Origin of the sequence: Ruminococcus sp. AF17-1AC, from assembly GCF_003461385.1 — a bacterium.
Taxonomy (GTDB): Bacteria; Bacillota; Clostridia; order Oscillospirales; family Ruminococcaceae; genus Hominimerdicola; species Hominimerdicola aceti.
On sequence record NZ_QTWZ01000004.1, the window covers coordinates 150,849 to 163,611 of the forward strand.

12 protein-coding genes are annotated in these 12,763 nt (G+C 44.7%); 6 read left to right on the top strand and 6 right to left on the bottom strand.

The window, feature by feature from the left end; genetic code table 11:
* Positions 1-100 precede the first annotated feature (100 nt).
* From DWW81_RS04495 to DWW81_RS04505, 3 genes are all read right to left on the bottom strand, one after another.
* Positions 101-2,140, bottom strand: a complete 2,040-nt coding sequence (locus DWW81_RS04495; protein WP_117896848.1) for a zinc ribbon domain-containing protein — start codon at positions 2,138-2,140, stop codon at positions 101-103.
* Between the two features lie 203 nt (positions 2,141-2,343).
* Positions 2,344-2,718: a DUF4363 family protein gene (locus tag DWW81_RS04500; RefSeq protein WP_022288515.1), complete on the bottom strand. Its 375-nt coding sequence runs from the start codon at positions 2,716-2,718 to the stop codon at positions 2,344-2,346.
* A gap of 13 nt (positions 2,719-2,731) precedes the next feature.
* Positions 2,732-3,418: a DUF421 domain-containing protein gene (locus DWW81_RS04505; protein WP_117896849.1), complete on the bottom strand. Its 687-nt coding sequence runs from the start codon at positions 3,416-3,418 to the stop codon at positions 2,732-2,734.
* 110 nt (positions 3,419-3,528) lie between these two features.
* On the opposite strand from DWW81_RS04505, the gene DWW81_RS04510 reads away from it, so the two are divergent.
* Genes DWW81_RS04510 through DWW81_RS04520 form a run of 3 tightly spaced genes read left to right on the top strand, consistent with a single transcriptional unit; the run spans position 3,529 to position 7,224 of the window.
* Positions 3,529-5,028 carry a spore germination protein gene (locus DWW81_RS04510; protein ID WP_181982664.1) on the top strand — a complete coding sequence of 500 codons (1,500 nt, stop codon included), beginning with the start codon at positions 3,529-3,531 and terminating at the stop codon, positions 5,026-5,028.
* Positions 5,025-6,092, top strand: coding sequence for a GerAB/ArcD/ProY family transporter (locus DWW81_RS04515; RefSeq protein ID WP_117896851.1), 1,068 nt, complete (start codon positions 5,025-5,027; stop codon positions 6,090-6,092). Before DWW81_RS04510 ends, DWW81_RS04515 begins: the two co-directional genes overlap by 4 nt.
* The gene (locus tag DWW81_RS04520; protein WP_117864908.1) at positions 6,079-7,224 is read left to right on the top strand and encodes a Ger(x)C family spore germination C-terminal domain-containing protein; all 1,146 of its coding nucleotides are present in this window, start codon (positions 6,079-6,081) and stop codon (positions 7,222-7,224) included. The genes DWW81_RS04515 and DWW81_RS04520 overlap by 14 nt, the downstream gene beginning before the upstream one ends.
* On the opposite strand, the gene DWW81_RS04525 is transcribed toward DWW81_RS04520, so the two are convergent.
* Genes DWW81_RS04525 through DWW81_RS04535 form a run of 3 tightly spaced genes read right to left on the bottom strand, consistent with a single transcriptional unit; the run spans position 7,205 to position 9,582 of the window.
* Positions 7,205-8,050 carry an RluA family pseudouridine synthase gene (locus tag DWW81_RS04525; protein WP_242989563.1) on the bottom strand — a complete coding sequence of 282 codons (846 nt, stop codon included), beginning with the start codon at positions 8,048-8,050 and terminating at the stop codon, positions 7,205-7,207. The genes DWW81_RS04520 and DWW81_RS04525 overlap by 20 nt on opposite strands.
* Entirely contained in the window at positions 8,047-8,880 is an 834-nt protein-coding gene (locus DWW81_RS04530) for a hypothetical protein (RefSeq protein ID WP_117896853.1), read from the bottom strand. The genes DWW81_RS04525 and DWW81_RS04530 overlap by 4 nt, the downstream gene beginning before the upstream one ends.
* Before the next feature lie 30 nt (positions 8,881-8,910).
* Positions 8,911-9,582: a histidine phosphatase family protein gene (locus DWW81_RS04535; RefSeq protein ID WP_117896854.1), complete on the bottom strand. Its 672-nt coding sequence runs from the start codon at positions 9,580-9,582 to the stop codon at positions 8,911-8,913.
* Between the two features lie 173 nt (positions 9,583-9,755).
* Here DWW81_RS04535 and DWW81_RS04540 point away from each other — a divergent pair, with 173 nt between their 5' ends.
* The 3 genes from DWW81_RS04540 to rsxC all read left to right on the top strand — a co-directional run bounded on the left by DWW81_RS04540 (position 9,756) and on the right by rsxC (position 12,755).
* Complete coding sequence (locus tag DWW81_RS04540; protein ID WP_117896855.1) at positions 9,756-10,349, top strand: helix-turn-helix transcriptional regulator; 594 nt, start codon at positions 9,756-9,758, stop codon at positions 10,347-10,349.
* Between the two features lie 75 nt (positions 10,350-10,424).
* Positions 10,425-11,423, top strand: a complete 999-nt coding sequence (locus DWW81_RS04545) for an FAD:protein FMN transferase (protein WP_117896856.1) — start codon at positions 10,425-10,427, stop codon at positions 11,421-11,423.
* Positions 11,424-11,450: 27 nt separating this feature from the next.
* The gene (gene rsxC / locus DWW81_RS04550; RefSeq protein ID WP_117896857.1) at positions 11,451-12,755 is read left to right on the top strand and encodes an electron transport complex subunit RsxC; all 1,305 of its coding nucleotides are present in this window, start codon (positions 11,451-11,453) and stop codon (positions 12,753-12,755) included.
* Positions 12,756-12,763: the final 8 nt, after the last annotated feature.

Sequence of the window (12,763 nt, forward strand, 5' to 3'; positions counted from 1 at the left end):
ACAAATATTATATCACATTTTGACAAGGTTTTCAAGAGTTGTCAGGACATAAAAACACGCCGCAGAAAAATTCCGCGGCGTGTTTCTCTCTATTTAACTCTTATGGAACGAGAGTTGTAGTTGTTGCCTTATCCTTTGCAGTTGTAGTTGTTTCAGCTACAGAAGAATCGGTCTTTGCCGTTGTAGTTGTGGTGGTTGTTGCTTCGCTTGCTGCAGCCGATGAAGAATCGTCAGTTGCAGGCTTTGAAGCCGCACCAGCCTTAGTTGTTGTGTAACCCTCGGCTTCAATTACCTTCTTCTTGAAATCTGCTTCTTTGTTGTAGTAAGATGTTGAGAAGTAAGGCTCTTCAGTAAATGTTTCACCTGTTGCAACGATATTTGAGCAGTAGATTGAAGCATAGAATGAAACTGCCTTTTTCTCCTTGTCTGTCTTTACAGTTATCTTGTAAAGATTGTAGAGTGCATTTGTGTTCTCCCAAGAATCATAATTCTTCTTGTTTGTGAATGCAACATAAGTGTCAACGTAATCAAAAGACTCGATAGATGTTACCTTGCCGTCAAAGTCAGCAGGATATGGAGCGTAATGACCCTTTATATCCTTTCTCATGTCTTCGATCTTGTCGTCGAGATATGACTGATAGCTGTCCATAGCAGCCTTACCGTTGTCAGCTGTTACATATGCAGGGAATGTTTCGTCAACTGTTATTTCCTTAACATAAACAGTGTCGCCCCAATCGTTTGTTTCAGTTTTGCCGGAAAGTGTGATACCATTTCTTGCAAGTGAGGAATAAGGGCTGCAAGTTACCTTGAATGTGCCGCCGATGCCAATATAATCATCGCATGATACTGAATAAGAAACATTGTCCTTAAGAGCAGCAGGGATAGACTCGTCCTTTACTGAGTAAGGTTTTACAAATGGAACACCGCCTGAGCATTCAAATTCAAGTCCCTCGAACGGGTCGATCTCCTGAGTTTTTTCAAGACCCTCAACAGTGAAATCCTTTGTTACCTTGCCGTCCTTAACGTCGGCTGTCTTGTATGTATAATACTTGTCGTCATATTCAAACCAAGTCATGTCACCGCTTTCTTCTGCGCCATAAACGTCTATGTTAGCTGTAACAGTGTACTTGTCGCCGTTTTTCAGATCTGACTTGTAGTCATAATCATAGTAGATAAATGGATATGCTGAGTCATATGAAACGTCAGCAGAGCCGTTGCCGTCAAAGCCTGAGAACTTGACCTCAACGCCCTTGAAGAAGTCGATCTCCTCACCGTTTTTAAGATCCTTTACAGTTACCTCAAACTCAGTGTTCTTTAGCTTTATGTTCTTGTCCTTGAGAGAATCCTCGTTGTACTTTACTGTGCATTTTACCTTGTCACCGTTTTTAAGATTCTTGTTTGCTTTCTTATCAAAAGTGATCTTCAGCTTATACTCACCATCGCTATTTGTTTTGAGAAGGGCATTTCTCATCTTCTTAGCTTCTGTAAAATCATCAGCTTTGTTAAATGCTTTTGTAAGAGTTTTCTTGTCAAGTGCAAAATACTTGCTTACCTTTGATGACTTGTCAGATGAGCTTGCATAGTCGGAAAGATCATCAAGATCGCCAAGGTCAAGATCTGCTTCGTCAGCAAGGTCGCCGAGAGCGCTTGTAGCGTCTGCCATTGAATAGTAGCTCTTGTCATAGCAGTTAAGCTCTGCCTCAACATAGCCACAGCCGTCAATGCCCTTAAATTCAAACTTGAAAAGATCCTTTGCGTCGATCACCTGATATTTAAGAATGTTGCACAGAATGATGATCGCAACGATAACAACGATAAGAGCTGCAGCGGCAATAAGTGTTATTTTCTTGTGACCCTTTACCCATTCGCCAAGCTTAGCGAAAGGATTTGGCTTTGCAGCCGCAGGAGCTGCTGCCTGAGCGTAGTTGTTTGCTGGTTGTGCATACTGCTGGTCATACTGAGGAGCCTGCTGCTGTACAGGCTGAGCCTGCTGAACGGGTGCCTGAGCAGGTGCTGCCTGCTGTGTGGAAATGCCTGCTTCGGCTTCCATTTCGGCGACAGACGCACCGCAGCCGCCACAGAATTTTTCTTCCGGACCTATTGGCGCTCCGCACTTAGCACAAAACTTGATAGTGTTCATTTCATACCTCCATTGATACTTCTTTTCTAAACAGGATAAAATTTTTTATCCTATTCATACATTCTAAGTATAATATTAGCAGAAAGAAAAGTCAAGAAAAACTCGTTGAAACCGCCTTGTTCTGTATGATTTTTGTAGATTTGTACAATAACGCAATAAAAAATCATACACTTTGATAACGTTTTAGACACAATTTTTCTACATTAAAAAACTGAATATAAATGGGGATACTGAGTGTGGTATATCTTCTCTGTCCATGAGCGTATGCTCTCGCACTCTGACAAAAATTCCTCAGAGCCCTTTTCCAATAGGGCTGGGAGCTTTGCCACTGCATAGGAGATATCATCAAGTGTGCAGGATTGTGCTATATATGATATTCTTACATAATATTTATTCCAGGCATTTTCGAGTTCTTCGAGCCTTTGGGCTGTGTCGCTGTCATCATTTCTGTAGCTGTTTTCAGCGGCGTTCACAAGACTTATGAACTTATCGTTTTCTTTTTTTACCGCAAATACGGAGAACACTGACATGGCGGCTATGACAGTGAGGATAATAATGCAGGCGGTCAATCTTTTCATTGAGCTTGCTCCTTTATACTTTTTTCTTGCCCTTGTCTTTTCTTATGGCAACTATCTGCCCTGAGGGGTCAGCGGTGCAGATGTAAACATCTTTCAGGGGCATACCCTTTTCTCCTAGCTTTTTCATGAGCCACTTTTCGTCTTTGCCGATAAGATCAAGGGCGGAGTATATTATCCTGCCGTTGTCGACAACGAGCTGCGGAGGGTCGGTCTGAGAGTCTTTTACGCCCATTCCGCCATTGTTCACAGGTCGAAACTGTGCTTTCTGATAGACCGATATCTTGCCTGTTGTTTCCACCACCGCAAGCTGTACCTCGTTTATATCGAATATACCCATGCTTCTTAGGGACTCCAAAAGATCGTCTGCAGAAAAACGCAGGTCTTTGAGCTGCTTTTGATCTATGATCCCACGGGACACGACTATTTTCGGAGAGCCGCATATGAGCTTTCTAAGTCCTCTGAATTTAAGCGAGCAGTGAGAGAGTATAACGTCAAGGCACACCAGCGTGAATATAGGCACTATGCCCATTGACATCGGTATAGTCATATCCTCGATAGGCAGGGTGGCGATGTTTGAGAGCAGAAGCGTTATAACAAGCTCCGAGGGCTGTAATTCGCCTATCTGCCTTTTGCCCATAAGGCGTATGCTTATGACAATGAGTATATAAAGTATAACGGCTCTGAAAAAAACTATCAGCATTTTGTTTTCCTCCAATATGGTCAAAGCTATTTTTTGCAGCTTTAATGCAGAATATTCTGATAACAGCCGCAGATAATAAATACAACAAAATTTCATGTAGGAGAAACAAAATGAATACACCCGATTTCAGAAACTACAAAAACGCTGAGATAGATAAGACCATTGACGCTGCCATGACTTCACTTCGCACCATAACAGGCAATTCAATGGATCTTAACATAATGAATGTGAAGATATGCTCCGTAAGCTGTGCGTTGGTATCCATAGAGGGAATGATCTCAACGAGCGCAATGTCAGAGCTTATTTTCAGACCTATAATGGAGCTTTCTACACAAAAGTCAAAGGGCAATGCAGAGCAGGTATTCGACTTCCTAACAAAAGAAAGCCTGCTTGCCGCCGAGAGAAAAACGGTCTTTAATTATGGTGACGTCATACAGTTTTTGTTTTCGGGCTTTGCGGTCATATTTGTAGAGGGGCTTTCAAAGGCTGTTGTTTACGGCATCCAGGGTTACGACAAGCGGTCGGTTTCTGAGCCTGCAAGCGAGCAGACTATAATGTGCGCACAGGATTCTTTTACGGAAACAATAAGAACTAATATTTCTCTTGTGCGCCGACGAATGAAAACACCATCGCTGCGGTTTGAGATGATGCAGATAGGAAAGCGTTCTTCCACCGACGTGTGCATGGTCTACATGAGCGACCGGGCAAGCTCAGACGCTGTGGACAGGCTGAGAAAACAGCTCAAAGGCATAAAGCTTGATACTGTTCTTACAAGCGGATATATCGAACCTTTTATCGACGAAGGCTTCGGTTCGTCAGTGTTTTCACAAATGGCTTATTCCGAAAGGCCTGATATGATATGCACAAGGCTAAATCAGGGCAGGATATGTGTTTTTGTGGACGGCACGCCATTTGTGCTTATCTGCCCATCGCTTTTTGCGGAAAATTTTCAGACCATGGACGATTTTGCGGAAAAGCCTTTTTACGTCACCTTTATGCGGTGGCTGAAATATATTGCGTTCTTTCTAGCGGTGGCTTTTCCGGGTCTGTATGTTGCACTGGCGAGCTTTCACCCTGAGGTCTTCACATTGAAGCTTCTTCTGAATCTTGCAGTTTCAGAGGAGTCAACGCCTTATCCTTTGACAGTGGAGGTGCTTGTGCTAATGCTTCTATTTGAGATAATGAAAGAAGCAGGCTTGCGGCTTCCAAAGCCTGTGGGAAGCACTGTTTCTATAGTGGGCGGTCTTATCATAGGCGACGCTGCCGTAAAAAGCGGACTTGTGTCCGCACCTCTGCTTATAGTGGTGGGGATAACCACAACATCATCGTTCGTTATACCGAGCCTTTATCAGCAGACGGCTATATTAAGGCTAGTGTATATCCTTGTGGGCGGCGGCTCGGGGCTTTATGGCATTGCACTTTGCACTGTGCTTTTGATGATAAATATAAACTCCATGGACGACCTTGCAGTATCTTACACCGCTCCTGTTACGCCATTTTTCTCAAAGGGTATAAAGGACGTTATTTCAAGGCGGAGCTTTCGGTCATATGAGAAAACTCACAGCACCATTAAAGAATACAAGCTTGACGAAAAGGGGGGAAGCCAATGAAAAAGCTTACGCCATCGCAGTTTTTTGCAATGCTTATCTGTACAAGAGCCTTTTCGATGATGACATTTCTCCCTGAAAGCACCGCAAACGCTTTGGAGCTTATGCTTGGAACAGTGCTGTCTACAGTTTTTCAGATAGCTATGATATGCTGTATGGCGGCTTTCCACAAGCGCTTTCCTAATGATGACCCATGCACACTTGTGGTGAGCCGTTCAAAGTGGGCAGGCAGGGGAGTTTGTACAATGTATCTTGCATATTTTCTTACAGTGTCATTTTATGTTATCGGCACCTTCACCTATTTTATGGATTATTATTTTTCTGATTATATACCACGGCTCATGATAGTTCTCAGCGTTGCCGCCTGCGGGATATATGTTGCAATGTCAGGCCTTGGGGTCATAGGAAAAACGGGGACAGTGCTTTTTGTACTTTTTCTCTTTGTGACATCCATCCTTGTTATAAGCTCTCTTGAAGATTTCACATTCGTTGATTTTCACCTTGCGGAAAGAAACGTTGGAAAAGGCATTTTTCATTCTGCTGTCAGCGAGCTTGCAAGAAGCTCTTATCTTGCAGTGATAGCTTTTCTTTTACCCTCAATAAAGGGCAATGCAGCAAAAACGTCTATGTATTTTCTGTTCACAAGGCTTGCCCTTGTTGAAATAGTCTTAGGTTTTATCACAATGATACTTGGAGATTACACTCTTCTTGCAAAACTGCCATTCTTCGCACTTGCGGCATTTTCACGCACTGCCATAATAGAACGCTATGACGCCGCTGTTATGGGCGTGTGGGTAATGCTCTCGGTATATAAGCTGGGAGTATATTTCCATTGTTCAGGCAGATGCCTGAGATATGTTTTTCCTAAGCTCGGTTCTGGATCGGGCGTGATAATAACAGCGGCGATTCCTGCGGCGGCAACGCTCTTTTGGCTTTTGCCTCACAAGTGGGAGAGCATCGCATACGCAGGGCTCAGCCCTATCCCACTCATATTTCTCGGAGGCGTAATACCGCTTCTATGCCTGATATTTGTGAAAAAGGGGGCGAGATCTGATGAAAAAGCGTAAGATACAGGTGGCTGTTGTGCTTTTTATCGCAGCAGTGACGCTGTTGTCTTCCTCTTTCGGCAGGCAGGTGGATATCGAGGAGCGTGTTCTTTGCCACGCCATGGGCGTTGACTATGAGAACGGGGAATACAATGTGTCACTGCAGGTCTTTAAGACCCAGAGTATGGGTTCTGATACTCCTCTCGATGTGAGCCAGTCCAATATACAGACTGTCAATTGCAAAGGCAGGAGTATCCGAGACGCCATTGAGGGCTGTCAGTATCAGATAGGCAGGGAGATCTTTTTTGGCCATCTTCAAATAATATGCTTTAATAAAAATATAGATCTTTCCTCTCCGGAGGAGCTGTTCTCTTTTGCTATAAAGGACAAAAATGTTTTTCTTGGAGTGGAGCTTTGCTTGGCGGAAAATACCGCAGAGGAGCTTATGAACGTTCAGCTAACAAGGGGAACGATGTCCTCGGAAAACTTCACACAGGTCATAAAAATGGGTGTGAGAAACGGCATAACGGTGGAGTGCCGCCTTATCGATCTGCTTTCCTGCATAAGATCACCGCAGTATATCGCTATGCCGGTTATCTCTATCAAACAACCGCTGGGAGATTTTGCGGAGAGCCATGAGGAAAAGTCAGCGGAACAGCAGGAGCCGCTTTTGGAAATAAAAAAGACCGCCCTTATACGAAAAGGTACGGTACTTGAGAGCTATCTTTCCCACGCTGACGCATCAGGCTGTCTGTGGCTCACGGGAAAGGCAGAGCAGTATTCTGATATTATCGAATATAATGGAAGCCCCATGGACGTTAGGATAACCTCTGACAGCCACAGCCTGAAGCTTGATAACGAGAACGGCAGGCTCGTATGCAGATTGAAGCTCACTGTTCTTGCACACACTTCTCTTGATATCCGTGACGAGAAAAGCTCAGACCAGGTGGCGGCACTTGTGAAACAGCGCCTTGAAGAAAACATCACAGGGGTGTGGAACAAAGCCCTGTATGAGAACAGGACGGATATTTTTGATGTGTGGCGGCTTTTCCGTCACAAATATCCGCAAAGCTATCTGAAGTATGCCGACCGCCTTGATGAAGTGCTAGGCTCGGTGGAGCTTGAAACGGATATCACCTGTCGGGTGTCATAAGACAAAGCATATCCTCGGGAAGCGGTGCGGTAACAGTCACTATCCTGCCGTTTTCAGGACTTTGAAAAGTCATTTTCTCGCAGTGGAGAGCCTGACGGCTTATAAGAGGGCTTGCCTCGCCATAAAGGTCATCACCCAGGAGAGGATAGCCCATAAAAGCCGTGTGTACTCTTATTTGGTGCGTTCTGCCGGTTTCAAGAAAGAAGTCCACAAGAGAAAGATCTCCCAGCCTTTTGCGTACAAGATAATCCGTTGCGGAATATTGTCCGTCAGCCCTCACACAGCGTTTTATTATAGTTTCCTGCTCCCTTGCGATAGGCGCACAGATACGCCCGCCGCAGTGGGGCAGGTCTTTTATTATTCCAACATAGGTCTTTTCAAAGCTTTTTTGGAGCATTGCGGCGCTTCGCTGACTTTTTGCCACAAGCACACAGCCGCTCGTGTTGCGGTCAAGGCGGTTGACAGGTCTAAAAGCGAGGCTTGGATAAAGTGCGGCAAAAAGATTTCCCAGCGTATCGTCACGATGCTTTATTGACGGGTGGCAGGGCATAAAAGGCGGCTTTGAGAACACCACCACCTCGCTGTCCTCATAGAGGATATCAGCTTTCAGGTCAGGATTAGGGTCAAGAGCTTCACCATCACCCTCGTTTATCATGATGATGTCATTTTCATACACAAGGTCAACAGTGCGGATAAGGACGCCCTTTCTTGTTATGCCGTTTTCAGTGCGTTTGAGCCTTGTTATGAGCCTTTTTGAAAAGCCCCTTGAACGCAGTACACATTCAAGGGCTTTTTCATTTTCTTCTTTTGTTATTGTCACAGTCATTTGCTGTATTTCCTCCAGCGTTTTATCATTGACGGCATTTTGTCCTGCCAGTAGCTTCCCATTATATCCTGCAAAAACACTATATAGCTTAGTCTGAAATATGGATAGATGACAAAAACAGGATATACTAACAGAAGTGCGGGGATATACATAACAAAGCTCAGCAGGAACGAGATGTATCTGCCGTGCTGACCGTCCATGAGCCTTACAGAAAGATCGCAGGCGTCAAAAATGTTGGTGCGTGGGTTTAGCGTCATTATATATGGCGCAAGGGCAAGAGATATCCAGTAATGCACCATAAGTCCGAAAAACACAACAGACAGACCGAGTGAGAACATGAAACAAAGAAGACCTGCGGAGGTAAGCTCGCTGAGCTTGCATACCCAGCCCCAATAATACACGCTGTAGGTTGAAATAGCGAAAGGTACTGCGGAAAATAATTTCAGTGAATTAATTATAATGGAAGAAAACATGGTGTGGGAATAATATACATAAGAATGTGAGTTTATATACTGCCTCGATCCCACATAGCTGTCTGCTCTTGCAATATCAACAAAAAATCTGCGGACAGTCCACATTTCAAAAGCTGCAAAAGGTATAATGACAATGAGGTCAAGAAACCAGAATAGCCTTACGGAAACATGATCTTTTATTCCCTGCCACGAGAAAAAGTACTCCCAGCCGATGCGTTTGAAAAGCATAAAAAGGGCAAGCTCGCACAGACCAAGAAATACAAATACCGCAAACAAAAATGCCGTGAGCGATACGCAGTTTCCCATGTTCTGGCTTATATTTTTTCTTGCCGATCGTTTTATCTCTTTGTTTGTCAAGCCTTTTCCCCCCTCGTTTCTTTTTTTTGCTTACTTATCTTCCTCGTCGGTATAATAATCCTCAACAGTGTAATCAGGCATTTCCTCATATTTTGGCGGATATGTTCCTATTACCTCGAAAGCGTTTGAACGCTGCCACATGGAAGCTGTCACCATGACTTCAAAGCCCTCACCGAAATCGCAGGCGTAGTCCATAGGCTTCCTTTTCGGCACGCCGAAGCCTGCCAGCATATTCATTATAAGACCTCCGTGGGTGCATACCGCAACATTTGTAAGACCCTCGTACATCATATCGGAAATGATGATGTTCAGAGCTTCATAACAGCGGTTTATTACCTCTCTTGTTGACTCACCGTTCGGCGGAGGATTGTCAAGTCCTCCTTTTATGAACTGCTCATAATCAGGGTCGTTCATAAGCTCATCAGCGGTCTTGTTCTCAAACTTGCCGAAGTCCATTTCACGAAGCTCAGGCATCTCAGCCACAAGCCTGTTAGGCTGGAGTATAGATATAGTCTGTTTGCACCTTTTTAAAGGCGAGGTGTAGACCTTCTGCACCGAAGGGTAATCATACTTTTCTATCTTTTCATAAAGCTGGTCAGCACCCTCTCTGCACAGCGGCAAGTCGGTAGTACCGATATAACGTCCGTCAAGATTTGCCTGCGTCATTCCGTGACGGATAAATGCTATTCTGTAGCCTTTCATATTTAAAATACCTGCTTTCTTTTTCTTTTATGATAAGTGCTTTAAAACCTGCACAAATTTTTTTCACTTAAATACGTCATTTTATAGATTTTATATTTACAAATACATAAATTTATAGTATAATAGAATAATGGTTGAAAAACCAATATGATTTTATATATGGGAGATATTACATGAGCAATGACAGCAAAGATGAGCTGACTCTCAGGATAGGTGAGAAGCTTACCGCCGCGAGGATAGAAAGCGGCTATACACAAAGCCGTGCGGCCAGAGCAGTCGGCACCAGCCAGTCTTGCATATCCGCCGTTGAACACGGCAAAAAGCAGAACGTCAATATCATCATTGCTCTTATAAAGCTTTACGGTGCTTCCTATGAAGATGTGTTCGGTTTAGTCAAGGTCAGAGAAAAAAACTCTGCGTTAGGCTGTCCGGACGAGGGAAGCGAGTTGCTGAGGGAGATTATAAAAGACAGCGGCATAAAGGGTCTTGAAACTCAGACGGACATGGCGGTGAAAATATGCACCTATATGCTTTTGAGAAAGCTTTACTCTGAAAATCCTCACAACTCCCACAAGCTTTTTGAGCTTGACACTGAGGAAACCATGGAACGCTGTGTAAAATATCTTTCCGCTCAGCCTAAAGACCTTGACAGGATCCTTGGCATGGCAGGAAAAAAGGTGAACAGGCTCGAGGTTTCAGTGGGGAAAAATCCTGAACTGAGGGCGTTTATCAAAGAGTGCGAACACATTTTGCTCGCTTGCACATAAGAATTTTGATACCGATGTTATCATACTTCGGATATTATAACACACTTTTAAACTAATTTCAAGTGAGGTATAAAAATGAAAAAGCCTGAAAGGCGGTTGTTTGTATCGGCAGCGTGTGCGGCGGCTCTTATGGTGTGCGGAGCGGTGATGATGCACTTAGATAAAAAGCCAGATGAAGCGACATTTTTCGCCATGGATTGCCCATGCACAGCCGCTGTTTACGGCGGCGACGCTGAGGCGGTGAAAGAGCGGATAAAGGCTTTGGAAAAGCTTTATTCGCCTTATGAGGAAGGCTCGGAGATATCACGGCTCAATGAGAGCGGCAGGCTTGAGCTTTCTGAGGAAACTGCACAGCTTATAGAAAAGAGCATAGAGCTTACAAAAAAATACGGCGGAGCGGATATTTCCGCAGGGGCAGTGACGGAACTTTGGAACGTCACTGGAGATGAGCCGAGAGTTCCAGAGCAAAGTGAGATACAGACTGCTCTTTCCGCTGTGGGATATGAGAATATAAAGCTTTCGGGGAGCGAATGTGTTCTTGAAAACGGCACACAGATAGACGTGGGCTGTGACGGAAAGGGCTTTGCCCTTGACGAAGTGAAAAAGCTTTTGGATAGTGAAAAAGCCGATTGTGCGGTGGTGAGCTTTGGCTCGTCAACGCTTCTTTACGGGCAGAAGCCGGATAAAACAGATTTCAAGGTTGCGGTCACAGACCCTTTTGATAACGATAACACCTGCCTTAGCTTCACAAGCAGCGGCGGCTCTGTTTCCACTTCCGGGGGATATGAGCGTTATTTTGAAGCGCAGGGCAAAAAGTGGAGCCATATTTTTGACCTGACAACAGGTTATCCATGTAAAACAGACCTTGTTTCTGTAACTGTTGTGGGGCAAAGCGGTATTGAAACCGATTTTCTGTCTACCTGCATTTTTATTGGCGGAAGCGGTGAGCTTGACAGGTGGCTCAGTGATGAAGATATAGAAGTTATTGCCGTTGATGAGAATGGCATAGTTTACTGCTCAGACAGTATAAAGGGCAGGATAAGTATAAGCGATGATAAATTCAGGTTTGAATAGTCATAAAGTATGATAAGGGGGAAAATTATGAAACTCAACAGCATTTTTCTTTCCCACAAAAAGGGGACGGAAAACAGCGAAACTATCGCCATGCCGCTGCCTGCAAGAGTGAAGATATCCATGTCACAGCACATGGGAGCACCTTGCGAGCCGACAGTTGCCAAGGGTGACAGAGTGCTTGTGGGACAGGTCATAGGCGAAAGCAACGCTTTTATGTCATGCCCTGTTCACTCGTCTGTGTCAGGCACAGTGGCGGCGATATCCGAACTGCTCACAGCAGGCGGAAAGGTGTGCAAAATGGTGGAGATCGACACCGACGGAGAGCAGGAGGTATCACCTGACGTAAAGCCGCCTGTTATAACAGACAAAGCGAGCCTTTGCGAAGCCGTAAGGCAGTCAGGCTGCTGCGGAATGGGTGGCGCAGGCTTCCCGACGCACATAAAGCTCAACTTTGACGAGAACAAATACAAGGTTGATACCCTTGTTATAAACGCCGCTGAGTGTGAGCCTTACATAACAAGCGACTACCGTGAGATGATGGAGAACGCTGACGATGTTATGTGCGGAATAAAGCTCGTGCGTGATATGCTGGGGCTTAAAAAGGTCGTTATCGGTATCGAGGACAACAAGCCGCAGGCTATAAAGCTTATGCGTGAAAAGTCGGCTGATGATGAAAGTATCGAAGTAAAGGTGCTGAAGTCATGCTATCCTCAGGGCGCAGAAAAGGTGATAATATTCAACGCCACGGGACGTGTAGTTGGCGAGGGTCAGCTTCCGTCAGATCAGGGCGTTATTGTAATGAACGTTACCACAGCAGGCTTTATCGGCGAGTATTCCAAAACAGGTATGCCACTCATATCAAAGCGTATAACTGTTGACGGTGACGTGGTATCTACTCCATGCAATGTGAAAGTACCTATAGGAACTTCTGCGGAGGATATATTGAAATTCGGTGACTGTGATAAAGAAAAGGTTAGAAAAGCCCTTTTTGGCGGTCCTATGATGGGAATGTGCCTTTATGAGCTTGACACCCCTGTGACAAAGACCACAAACGCCATTCTTGCATTTGGCGAAAAGACCGATAAGAAAAAGGGTATCGAGGACAGGTGCACACAGACAAACTGCATAAAGTGCGGAAGATGTATCTCAGCTTGTCCGCTGAATCTTATGCCTACAGAGCTTGAAAAGGCTTATGACAGGCGTGACAAAGAGGCTCTTATGAAGCTCAAGGTGGGTCTTTGCATGAACTGCGGTTCGTGTTCATACGTCTGTCCTGCAAAGAGAGATCTTGCAGAGAAAAATCAGCTTGCAAAAGCTTTCATAAGAACGTAAGGAGGTAA

What these genes read in the sequence shown, in the direction of transcription:
- DWW81_RS04495 (WP_117896848.1), bottom strand. Translation starts at nt 2,140, where the DNA reads ATGAACACTATCAAGTTTTGTGCTAAGTGCGGAGCGCCAATAGGTCCG.
- DWW81_RS04500 (WP_022288515.1), bottom strand. Translation starts at nt 2,718, where the DNA reads ATGAAAAGATTGACCGCCTGCATTATTATCCTCACTGTCATAGCCGCC.
- DWW81_RS04505 (WP_117896849.1), bottom strand. Translation starts at nt 3,418, where the DNA reads ATGCTGATAGTTTTTTTCAGAGCCGTTATACTTTATATACTCATTGTC.
- DWW81_RS04510 (WP_181982664.1), top strand. Translation starts at nt 3,529, where the DNA reads ATGAATACACCCGATTTCAGAAACTACAAAAACGCTGAGATAGATAAG.
- DWW81_RS04515 (WP_117896851.1), top strand. Translation starts at nt 5,025, where the DNA reads ATGAAAAAGCTTACGCCATCGCAGTTTTTTGCAATGCTTATCTGTACA.
- DWW81_RS04520 (WP_117864908.1), top strand. Translation starts at nt 6,079, where the DNA reads ATGAAAAAGCGTAAGATACAGGTGGCTGTTGTGCTTTTTATCGCAGCA.
- DWW81_RS04525 (WP_242989563.1), bottom strand. Translation starts at nt 8,050, where the DNA reads ATGACTGTGACAATAACAAAAGAAGAAAATGAAAAAGCCCTTGAATGT.
- DWW81_RS04535 (WP_117896854.1), bottom strand. Translation starts at nt 9,582, where the DNA reads ATGAAAGGCTACAGAATAGCATTTATCCGTCACGGAATGACGCAGGCA.
- DWW81_RS04540 (WP_117896855.1), top strand. Translation starts at nt 9,756, where the DNA reads ATGAGCAATGACAGCAAAGATGAGCTGACTCTCAGGATAGGTGAGAAG.
- DWW81_RS04545 (WP_117896856.1), top strand. Translation starts at nt 10,425, where the DNA reads ATGAAAAAGCCTGAAAGGCGGTTGTTTGTATCGGCAGCGTGTGCGGCG.
- rsxC (WP_117896857.1), top strand. Translation starts at nt 11,451, where the DNA reads ATGAAACTCAACAGCATTTTTCTTTCCCACAAAAAGGGGACGGAAAAC.